At 44.7% G+C, this 10,759-nt stretch carries 9 protein-coding genes and 1 pseudogene; 5 read left to right on the top strand and 5 right to left on the bottom strand.

Features of this window, described 5'->3' with window-relative positions:
• The 5 genes and pseudogenes from KGY70_10950 to KGY70_10930 all read left to right on the top strand — a co-directional run.
• Window positions 1-458: hypothetical protein (locus KGY70_10950; GenBank protein MBS3775697.1), on the top strand; the 458-nt coding region annotated here is incomplete at its 5' end.
• Between the two features lie 234 nt (window positions 459-692).
• A pseudogene (locus KGY70_10945) lies at window positions 693-2,099 on the top strand (sulfatase-like hydrolase/transferase).
• A 24-nt stretch (window positions 2,100-2,123) separates the two neighbouring features.
• Window positions 2,124-4,196 (top strand): LamG domain-containing protein, encoded by a 2,073-nt coding sequence (locus tag KGY70_10940; GenBank protein MBS3775696.1) that lies wholly within the window; start codon window positions 2,124-2,126, stop codon window positions 4,194-4,196.
• 224 nt (window positions 4,197-4,420) lie between these two features.
• Complete coding sequence (locus KGY70_10935; GenBank protein ID MBS3775695.1) at window positions 4,421-5,584, top strand: hypothetical protein; 1,164 nt, start codon at window positions 4,421-4,423, stop codon at window positions 5,582-5,584.
• Window positions 5,585-6,115: 531 nt separating this feature from the next.
• Window positions 6,116-7,828 (top strand): hypothetical protein, encoded by a 1,713-nt coding sequence (locus KGY70_10930; protein ID MBS3775694.1) that lies wholly within the window; start codon window positions 6,116-6,118, stop codon window positions 7,826-7,828.
• Between the two features lie 311 nt (window positions 7,829-8,139).
• Here the strand turns inward: KGY70_10930 and KGY70_10925 are convergent, their stop codons facing one another.
• The 5 genes from KGY70_10925 to KGY70_10905 all read right to left on the bottom strand — a co-directional run.
• Window positions 8,140-8,529, bottom strand: coding sequence for a proline racemase family protein (locus tag KGY70_10925; GenBank protein MBS3775693.1), 390 nt, complete (start codon window positions 8,527-8,529; stop codon window positions 8,140-8,142).
• A 54-nt stretch (window positions 8,530-8,583) separates the two neighbouring features.
• Window positions 8,584-8,877, bottom strand: a complete 294-nt coding sequence (locus KGY70_10920) for a proline racemase family protein (protein MBS3775692.1) — start codon at window positions 8,875-8,877, stop codon at window positions 8,584-8,586.
• Window positions 8,796-8,963: a proline racemase family protein gene (locus tag KGY70_10915; GenBank protein ID MBS3775691.1), complete on the bottom strand. Its 168-nt coding sequence runs from the start codon at window positions 8,961-8,963 to the stop codon at window positions 8,796-8,798. Before KGY70_10915 ends, KGY70_10920 begins: the two co-directional genes overlap by 82 nt.
• Before the next feature lie 178 nt (window positions 8,964-9,141).
• Entirely contained in the window at window positions 9,142-10,560 is a 1,419-nt protein-coding gene (locus KGY70_10910) for an aminopeptidase P family protein (GenBank protein MBS3775690.1), read from the bottom strand.
• 47 nt (window positions 10,561-10,607) lie between these two features.
• A partial coding sequence (locus KGY70_10905) for a hypothetical protein (protein MBS3775689.1) occupies window positions 10,608-10,759 on the bottom strand: 152 nt, incomplete at its 5' end.

The raw sequence follows: 10,759 nt of genomic DNA, 5'->3' as shown, positions 1-10,759 counted from the left end.
CAAAAATCCATATCGGAACCGAACATGAAAATCCCGTAACTTTGTATTCCCATGATGCTCATCGCAGGAAGGGAAAATTAATTTGGGCCATTCATGTTGCCAGGGAAGGAAAATATGAAATCAGGCTAAATCACTGGCCGGAGGAATCAGGCAAAAGAATTGTGGAAAATGGTAATGGAAATAAGGAACTTCCTGTAGAACAAGCCAACCTGTTGTTGGGCACCCTGGATTCGGCCCGCCAGGTTACCCCTGATATGACCACAGCAAAGTTTGTGATGAATCTGAAGGCAGGAGAAACTGCCATTCAAACATCGCTGGATCTGAAAAATTCTGATAATACCCTGTCCACAAGATGCGTTTATGTGGAATACCTGGGAGAGCCCAATGAAGAAGCTCTTCAGGACTATGCTTCTGTGGATCCGGATATGTATCTAAGAAAAATAATGAAAAATAAGTAAGATGATTGTTCCCATAACTACTTGAGAACAATAGTGATATTCAATAATTCTTTCAATTGCTTTGGCAATCATGCGGACATACTTTATTAGAAATAATAATAAAAACTTTTAATCTTATGGCCATGAACAGGATTCAACCATCCCTATTAAACATGTTCAAATTCCCGCTGCTGGGTCTGTTGGGGTTACTCTTCGTCAATCAGGTGAAGGGGATGTCGAAAACCAGCCAAACAACCCAACATCATAGTGTTCCTGGCCGGCGATCTGGGTTACGGTGATCTGGGTTGTTATGGTCATCCCATCATCAAAACGCCGCACATAGATAAATTCGCTTCTGAGGGGGTAAGACTAACCGATTGTCATGCAGGGGGCACGGTATGCTCTCCTTCACGGGCAGCCTTGCTGACCGGAAGAAATCCTTACAGAAGTGGATTCTATTATATTGCACACGGAGACACCTATCTGCGGAATGAGGAGGTTACGCTGGCTGAATTACTTAAAACAGAAGGCTATGAGACTTGTTTTGTAGGGAAATGGCATTTGTCAAATCTTGAAAAACAAGAGAAAGGATATTCCAACCCGGGTACCCAGGGCTTTGACCACTGGTTTGCTACAAGTGTGAATGCCTTCGACGGCCCTGCCAGTCCGGGCAGGTTCATAAGGAACGGAAAACCTGTCGGGGAAATTGATCATTGGTACTGCAGGGCCATCGTGGAGGAAGCCATGGAATGGATGGAAAATAAGAGGGAACAGGACAAGCCCTTTTTCCTGATGGTTGCCTCTCATGAGCCTCACACGCCAATAGATCCTCCTGACGGGTACACAAAAATGTATGAAACACCCCGCGTTGACAGCCTGGAAAAGACCATCAAATATGGCGAGGTTAAAAGGCCCGGGGATATTTCTGAACACAAAAGCGAATATTATGGCACAATTACTCAGCTCGATAAGGCCTTTGGGGATCTTATCAACTTTGTTGATGGTCAGGGTATGAAAAGCAGTACACTGGTGTTATTTACCAGTGACAATGGCCCGGAATACCCTGTTACGGAAGAGATAACAGGAGGCGAATGGGATGATCCCCTACGCGATAAATGTTTTGGTACCCCGGGTGATTACCATGGATTGAAACGATATCCCTACGAGGGAGGTCACAGGGTCCCCGGTATCGTCAGGTATCCGGGACACATTCCTGCCGGTTCCCAAAGTGATCAATTGATCAATGGCACCGATTTCCTGCCAACCTTCTGTCACCTGGCCGGCGTAAAAGTACCCTCGGACAGAACGATCGACGGGGTCGATATATGGCAGGGTCTTCTGGATAATAAGGTAGCCAGGGAAAAACCTGTTATGTGGCTGTATCCGATTCATGGCATTTACCATGAGTATATGCCTCAGCTTGCCATGCGTGAAGACGGATATACCCTGATCGGGAGATTCAGCTTCAACGAAAAACCCGATTCCTTATCAACCCTGAAATGGATTAAACGTTCGATTCCTTCAAGGTTTGAACTTTACAACATGTCAGAGGATCCTTATCAAACCCGCGATGTTTCCGAAGAAAACCCCGGGCTCATGAACAAGCTTATTCCTGAAATGAAGAAACGCTGGTTAAACATACGGGACGAAGAACTTGATTAATGTCAAATGTCAAAAAGGCCATAGATGATGAGAAAACTTATTGTTCTGAGTCTTTTATTGATCCCCTACCCCCTTTTCTCACAAAGTCCGGTCATGCAATGGGATTTTGAGGAGATTGAACAAAGAAAGGTCATTGAAAGCCCCAGTCAAATAGGCGATACCCTCGAGGGTAATTATGAAGTGGCACCAGGAATTCAGGGTAAGGGTTTGCGGCTCGACGGCTTCACAACCTGTATCATCCGGGAACCGGAAGACAAAACGAATCCCGGGAAAGCGTTTACCATAGAGGGATGGATTGCCCTGGGCAATTATCCCTGGAACTGGTGCCCCCTGCTTACCACCGAAAAGGAAAAAATAAAGGGTGCATCAGGAGTAACGGAAGGATACCGGCTTATGATAGGGCCTCTGGGGCAGGTTTCCCTACAGGTTGCTATCGGGGAGCAATGGGTCTCCTGCTCTACGGAGAAGGAATTGTTGCCCCTGAGAAAATGGATGCACATTGCTGCCACCTACACCGAAGGGGAAGAAATGAAGATATGGATTAACGGAGAACTAAAAGCCCGTATGCCTGTTCACGGATCCATTTCCTATTCTAACCGGTCGGAATGCCGCCTTGGTATGGTAAAACATCCACAAAAGCCTTCAGATATACATCGTACCTGGGGCACCGTAGCCAGTTATTTCGGTCTGGATGGGATCATCGACGAGGTGAAGGTCTATGATCAAGCATTGGACAAGGAAGAGATAGGAGCAAAATACGCGGATTATACGCGTAAACCGGCAGACATCAAACCCCGCCGCTTGCCGGATATTGAAAACCACCCCGGGCGTTTCGGGGCATTTTATACCCAGTTAAATTATTACCCGGGGTGGGATGAACTATGGCCGGTTGCAGATGATCCCGATGTGGTGGTATGTTTTGATCAATCGCCGGTAAAAATGATGTTTTGGAGGGGTTTTAGATACGGGCCCGCCTGGGTTTCCGAAAACAACAACTGGATGTCGGATCAGAGCGTTGAAGCCTGGCAACATGGAGACGCCGGCAGCGAAGGATGTTTCGAGCATATGCAGGATCGTCATTGCCGGTTTTCTCATGTACGGATCATTGAGAATAATGAAGCCAGGGCTGTGGTACACTGGCGATATGCCCCGGTAAGCGCACATGACCATACCTGGAACATACAACCCAAAACAGGATGGGAATGCTGGATCGATGAATATTATTACATCTATCCCGATGCTTCAGCCATTCGAAAGGTATCCTGGGACAAAGGTTCCCTTGGTCATCCCAGGCAGTTCCAGGAATCACTGGTAATGCTTCATCCCGAACAATCCGTTTCCGATTTGCTTGAAAAAGATTACGCCCATGTGGCCAATTACCAGGGTGAAACCATGCCGGTATCGTTTGTGGAAGATCCCGGGAAAAAACATGGTCCATGGGACTCCACTTATTCATATACCATCCAGCAGTATAATTTTAAATCGAAAAACAAACCTTTCATCTGTTTTGAGCCGGGCAACGAAATGTTTGTCAAGTGGGAGCCTTTATCTGATTACAACCAGCACAGTGGTAACAACCATTTCCCGGTAGGCCAGGCCAGATGTGATGGACGAACAAGCAGGATGGCTGACAGACCCTCTCATACCAATGGATTTCCAATTTCCGATCCCGTCATACAAGAAAAAGAAGGACGGTATTACTGGAATGGCCTGTATGGCATGAACACCAAAAATATGGATGAGTTGGTATCCTATGGAAAGGCATGGGCTCATGCTCCCGAGCTCACCCTGGAGGGAGAAGAATTTCTCAATAAAGGCTATGATAAAAGCCAGAGATGTTATCAAATTAAAAACACCAGGAAACAACCATCAAAAATCAAGTTGACCCTGAAGGGCAGTAATAAGAACCCGGTTTACAACCCGGCCTTTTATATAAAGAACTGGAATGCCGAAGGGGCCAGGGTTCTTGTAAATGGCAAGGAATCTGAGGATTACAGAATGGGGGTCAAACAAACACTGGATGGAACTCATTTGGTTGTTTTTCTTTTTCATGAGAGCGAACAACCTGTTCAAGTGACTGTAACAGATAAACCTTGATTGCGATAGGGAAGCCATGGCCTAAATACCGAATTTAAATGATTGAGTTCAGTCTAAAAAGGGGTAAAAGAATATATTGCCACTAAAACTCCAAAACACCAAAAAAACACAAGAAACAGAAATTCAGTACTTTAATTTGGTGAAATTTCGTGTTTTAGTGTTTTGGTGGCAGGCAAAAAACCTTTTTAGATCAGAATCATGATTACCAATAGAAAAATGTTTCTATGAAGCAATACACCCCTTATGAAAGAGTAGTCACAGCGCTCGCGCACAAAGAGCCCGACAGAATCCCTTTTGACCTTGGGGGAACCATGGTTACCGGTATCAACATAAAGGCCCTGCAGAAGCTAAAAAAGCATCTGGGTCTTAAAGAACCCGCACAGGTGAAAGATCCCATCACACAAATGGCTTACACCGGTGAGGATGTGATTGATTACCTGAAGGTAGATGTAAAAAATGTGGGACCCAAAGTACCGGAGGGAAGTCAGTTAAAAGACCTGGGCACAGCAGATGGATATCACTATATTGAGGACGAATGGGGTATGCAGTGGCGAATGCCTTTGGAAAACGATCTTTATTACGATGTGTATAAACATCCCCTGGCACATGTTCAAACTGTGCAGGATGTGGAAAATTATCCCTGGCCGGATGCCCTGGATCCGGTGCGTTATGAAGATCTGAAAAAAGAGGCCGACAGCATCGTTTATGATGAAAAGAAGGCCTATGTGATGGGACGTATGAGCTCAGGCATGTGGGAACACGCCATGTGGATGACCGGTTACGAAAAGTTCCTGACGGATATGTATCTTAATCCTTCAGTAGTTCAGGCCATCATGGAAAAAATCCTGGAGGTTAAAATGCAATACTGGAAGCGGGCGCTGGAGGCTGTGGGCGAGAATATCCTGGTGGCCTCCTGTGCCGATGACCTGGGAACACAAAGCAGCTTACTGGTGGACCTGGCGCTTTATAAAGAACTGATCTGGCCCTATCACAAAAGACTGTTTGAATTCATCAAAAAACAGGCAAAATCAAAAACCTATATATTTTTCCACAACGATGGGGCCATCATGGAGACCATACCCCTACTTATTGAAGCTGGTGTGGATATCCTAAATCCCTTCCAGGTAAACTGCACGGGCATGGATACCCAAAAATTTAAAAAGGAATATGGAAGGGAGTTGACCATCTGGGGTGGTAGTTGTGATACCCAGTTTGTCATGCCCTATGGAACGCCCCGGGAGGTAAGGGACGAGACCAAACGCAGGATAGAAGACCTGGCCCCCGGTGGCGGCTTTATCTTTGCCCCCATACATGTGATTCAAGGTGGTGTACCCACGGAAAACATCATGGCATGGTGGGAAACATTGCAGGAATACGGGAAATACTGATATTAAGCATATTGTAGAAGTTCTCTGCCAGCCGAACAATTTGAACGAAAATCCTTGATATGATCATATCAAGGATAAACTAGATTCAATGCTCTCGCCAGACCGTAGAAATTGGTGATCATTTCAGGCCATGGAAGTATTGTATTGAAAAATGAGGTATTAACTTAGATCGGACCATATTGGCTGTTCCGACTATGCAGAAACTCAATGTTCCGGTTTATAAAAAAAATTGTTGATCATATTTTATAAGTCCGGTATAAAAAGCTGGATTTTGGCTGATAAGGCGCTAAACGGCTCTAGTAGATCTCTGAAATTCAATAGATAACTTTTAAACAATTAGCTCAGTATACCCGCCTTTTTAGACTAGACTCTTTTATTGGATTTTTATAATATTGTTTAACCGAAATGAAATTGAAAACCATGAATCTGAAAAAAACTTTATTTGTTAGTTTGCTTTTTGTATTATCCCTTCTCTGTTCCCGTAATATTGGACTATTAGGACATAATACCAGAACAATCCCTGGTGAAACTATGGCTCCGGCAAATCTATTGGCCATAAATTCAACATCCCTGAACGGTGAAAGTGAAGGGCAAAGTCAAGACAACAATAAGGAACATGGCTTTCAAAAGGCAAAATCTCCCCAATCGAAGAAAAACAAGGAGCCAAAAGCTGAATCACCAAAAATTGTGAATATCGTCAACTTCATACGGCAGTGTGAACCTCGTATTGACTGGATAACGGAAGAGGTCCTTTACCAAACAGTGGTTAAGCAGATAGAAGCCCTGAACAAACATAACCTTAAAGGCACATTCCTCCTTCAGTACGATGCGCTGATGGATCCAAGATACCAGGAGCTGCTGAAAGATCTGCCTTCAGACAGGTTCGAAATAGGAGCCTGGTGGGAGATACCTCAACCCCTGGTCGAAAACAGCGGCTATGAATGGCGGGGAAGATATCCGTGGGACTGGCACGCCGATGTGGGCTTTGCTACAGGATATACCCCCGAGGAAAGAGAAAAACTGGTGGATACCTATATGGAAGACTTCAGGGAAATATTCGGTTACTACCCCCGGTCAGTCGGTTCCTGGTTTATCGATGCCCATACCCTGCGCTATATGTATGAAGAATACGGGATAGTTGCCTCCGCCAACTGTAAGGATCAAATTGGAACCGACGGATATACCCTGTGGGGTGGATACTGGAATCAAGGCTATTATCCAAGTGTGAAAAATGCCTATATGCCGGCACAAAATGAAGAAAATCAAATACCCGTTCCCATATTCCGAATGCTGGGAAGCGATCCCATCCACCAGTATGATAATGGATTGGGTGGAGACAGGCAAAGGGTGATGTCACTCGAGCCGGTTTATAACGCTACTGGCGGAAATCCAGAATGGGTGAAATGGTATTTCGATTGGTTCATTAACGGTCCATCTATGGAGTATGCCTATACACAAGCCGGCCAGGAAAATTCCTTTACCTGGAAAAAAATGAAAGAGGGATATCAATTCCAGTTGCCCCTCATCAAAAAATTGAAGGAAGAAGGAAAATTAGTGGTTAAAAACCTGGGAGAAACAGGTGAATGGTTTAAGAAAAATTACCACGTAACGCCTCCTACCTCCGTAACTGTGCTTCAGGACTATTCAGAAAAAGATCTTAAGACAGTATGGTTTAATTCCCGGTATTACAGGGCCAACATCCTTTGGGAAGATGGCACCATGCGTTTCAGGGATATTCACATATTTGATGAAAAGGTTGAATCGGATTATCTAACTGAAAAAGGAACCACTACCAGTTGTTATTATTATACCCTTCCCGTGGTTGACGGTTTCATGTGGAGTTCCAATCAAACCGTAGCCGGTTTAAGGTTAAAGGCACTATCCCGTGAGGGTTTACCCCAGGTAAAAGGAGGTGCTCCTGAAGTTACCGACAGCATTGAAGGACAGCTAAATATCACCTGGCCTGTTTATTCCCGTGAGGGAAAGATAAACGTAAAGTTTGATGAATCTACAATAAGCATCAGTAGCCAGGGGAAAGAGCCTGAAAATTGGTTCCTTGAATTGTCATATTCCGAAAATACGGAATTGCCCATTGCCAAAACAGGCCATAAAAAACTGAACTTAAACTATAAAGGGAATGAATATCTTATTTCTGCAGTGAAGGGAGCTTTTACCAGGGAAGATGATTCAGGCCTGAGAATCATTCCTGAGGACAACCAGATCATATTGGATTTATCGAAATAATTGATGTGTCTGGTCTAAAAAGACAATTAACTATTATAAATGCTGAAAATCAAATTTAACCCTTTTTAGAATATCCATTTTGGCTGTTTTTGGAGAAACGAATTTAACCATAATATTCGGATTTTAATGATCGGGAGATCCCTGTTATACCTAATACTACGCAATCTCGGCCTATTCATGAGTCCAGGGACTTGTTTGAAAAGGCTTTTGTGTGCCATTGTGGTTAAATATGAATTGCTGAACCACAAAGGAAATTAAAGTATGTTACAAAGGAGCACAAAGGAATGTAGTGGTTACAAAAATATATACCACTATTTGAAGATAAATCCTCTCCTGATTGGATCATCAGTGTCAAAATAAAAACGGTGCTGACCGGTGAAAGATGCCGTTCCCGATACTTCTCGGATAACAGCATCAAAGGGTCCGTACTTCGTTTTTTCAGTTACCTTTACGGTCATCAACATGTCCAAGATACTTTCCACTGTAATCTCTTCCCCGGTTTTTAACTTACCTTTTGCATGATGGATGGCAGCTCTTGCACTGACGCCCGAACCTGTGGATGAGCGATCAACCTCCCCTCCGGCAAATACACATACATTGCGGCTGTGGTGCCCGGTATCATGAGGTTCACCAGTGATGATGGTACCGTAAAGGAAGCTCAGATCCTCCTCAAAGGGATGTTTGATCTCATGTTGCTCCATTACCGCCTGTTTGATCCTTCTTCCATAATCGATCAGCTTATTGTAATCTGTCGCTTACAGCTTCACATCTATGTTGTTTGCTCGGCAGAATGCATAAAAAGCCCCGCCATAAGCAACATCAACCGGGATGGTATCCAGTTCCGGCACTTCAACCGTCTGATCTTTCCATAACACGAAAGGCGGTACATTTTTGAAAGATACTTTATATACAAGTTTATTTTTGCGGTATGCCCGGGCATATATTTTACCCGGAGGAGCGTTGATGATCAGTTCGGGTTCATCACCTTTTTTCCTATCATGCGGGTTTCCATCACCATTTTGCTCAATGCGATGATGGCGTGGCCGCACATGGTGCTGTAACCTTCATTGTGAAGGAAGAAAGTACCGAAATCAGCATCTTCGGTTGTAGGAGGGGTGATGACGGCACCGTACATATCGGCATTTCCACGGGCCTCTCACATCAAGCCGGTTCGCAGATCATCGAGAGGGTCCCTGAAATAACGTCTTTTTTCCAGTATGGTTTCTCCTTTGATCACTGGCAATCACCCGCAGTGGTTCGCCATCGGTATGCATATCGATGGTTTTAATCGTCTGCCAGTGCCCCGGAGGATTCTAGCTGATCCTATTTGTCAGTTCCCCACTGAATGCCTTTTCTCTTTCTTCTTCCACCTGTTCGAGGGTTTTGGGTTTCTGTTTTCCCAGTATCTGGTATCCATCTTCGGTGATCAATACATTTTCTTCATTTCGCGTACCGCCAAACGTTTTGTATTCTTCCACCTTGTCATAATTGATGAAATCGCTATGCTTCTTTGCCGCTTCCCAATCATCAATCAATTGGGGGCTGAAGTATACGCCTGGTTCAATGGTAATCACGAAGCCTGGTTTTAGCGGGCGACCCAGCCTTACCGATTTGAGCCCGAACTGTTTACTTTTGGGTTTGCCTGCATATCCCACGTATTGTTCACCCAGATTTTCCATATCATGGGCATCCATACCCATCAGGTGGCCGAGTCCGCAAGGGAAGAAGAGAGCGTGGGCACCCGCCTCCACGGCATCATTCACGTTGCCTTTCATAAACCCCATATCTTTCATCCCTTCAGCTAGGTTCCGGGCGGCTTCAAGATGTACTTCCATGAAGTTTTTGTCAGGCTTCAAGGCCTTCATTGCTCCTTCATGGGCTTTAAAGGCTACTTGGTAAATGTCTTTTTGTGCCTGAGTAAATTTGGGATCTACCGGAAAGGTGCTGGACAAATCGCCTGCATAGAGCATTCCTGTTTCCGCGCCGGCATCCAGAAGGAACAGGTCACCGCTTTGGATAGTGTTTCCATGATAGTGGTTGTGCAGAAATTCTCCATGAATGGTTGCAATGATAGGGAATGAAATGTTACCTCCATTTCTGTGGGCTACCTCGTGCACTTTTGCCATCACCTCGTACTCTTTCATCCCTGGCCTGGCGGTGTGCATGGCAGCCAGGTGCATGTCAACACTGATGTTCACGGCTTTCTCTATTTCAGCAATCTCTTCATCGGATTTGATGTTGCGTTGTTCGCCGATAGCCTTTATCATTTCAATGGAAGCTTTTTCCTGAGACTGTTCAGGAGCAAGGCCGAGAAGCCTTAACAGCTTCAGCTCGTGTTCTGCCCTGTAAGGGGGCAGGAATCGTATGTTTCTTCCCTGTTTTTTTGCTTTTTCGAGTAACTCAGTAAGCTCTTTGATGTTGCCGGTATTTTCAATTCCCGCGGCCTTGCTTTGTTCTTTGATCGGCGGCTGATAGCCCATCCAAACAAAATCCTCCACCGTGAAATCATCCCCGAAAATATACTCCTTCCCTTCGTCAATATCCATCACGGCATATAACTCGGGCTTATCGAGTGCAAAGTAATAAAGGAAAGTACTGTCCTGACGAAAGGGAAAAGGATTGTCGGCGTAATTCATCGGGCTTTCATCATTGCCGTAGAAGAAAAGGATACCGTCCTTGAATTCTTTCCTTAGGGCATCTCTACGTTTTTGATAGGTCTCTTTGTTAAACATAAAATTGGTCCTCCGCTTTTTGTTTATGATTTGTTTGCGAAAAACGGTTAAATCGTCTCATGTTCGGTACGTTTGATGATTTCATTCTGCAGATCTTCGCTCAGATCATTGAAATAATCGGAATAACCTGCCACACGAACGATCAGATCGGCGTATTTTTCAGGATATTTTTGAGCTTCACGCAATGTATCGGCATTCA

Source organism: Bacteroidales bacterium (assembly GCA_018334875.1).
Classification (GTDB): Bacteria; Bacteroidota; Bacteroidia; order Bacteroidales; family UBA12077; genus JAGXLC01.
Note: the sequence above shows the minus strand (reverse complement) of the source record. Positions and strands in the feature narration are given on the sequence as shown.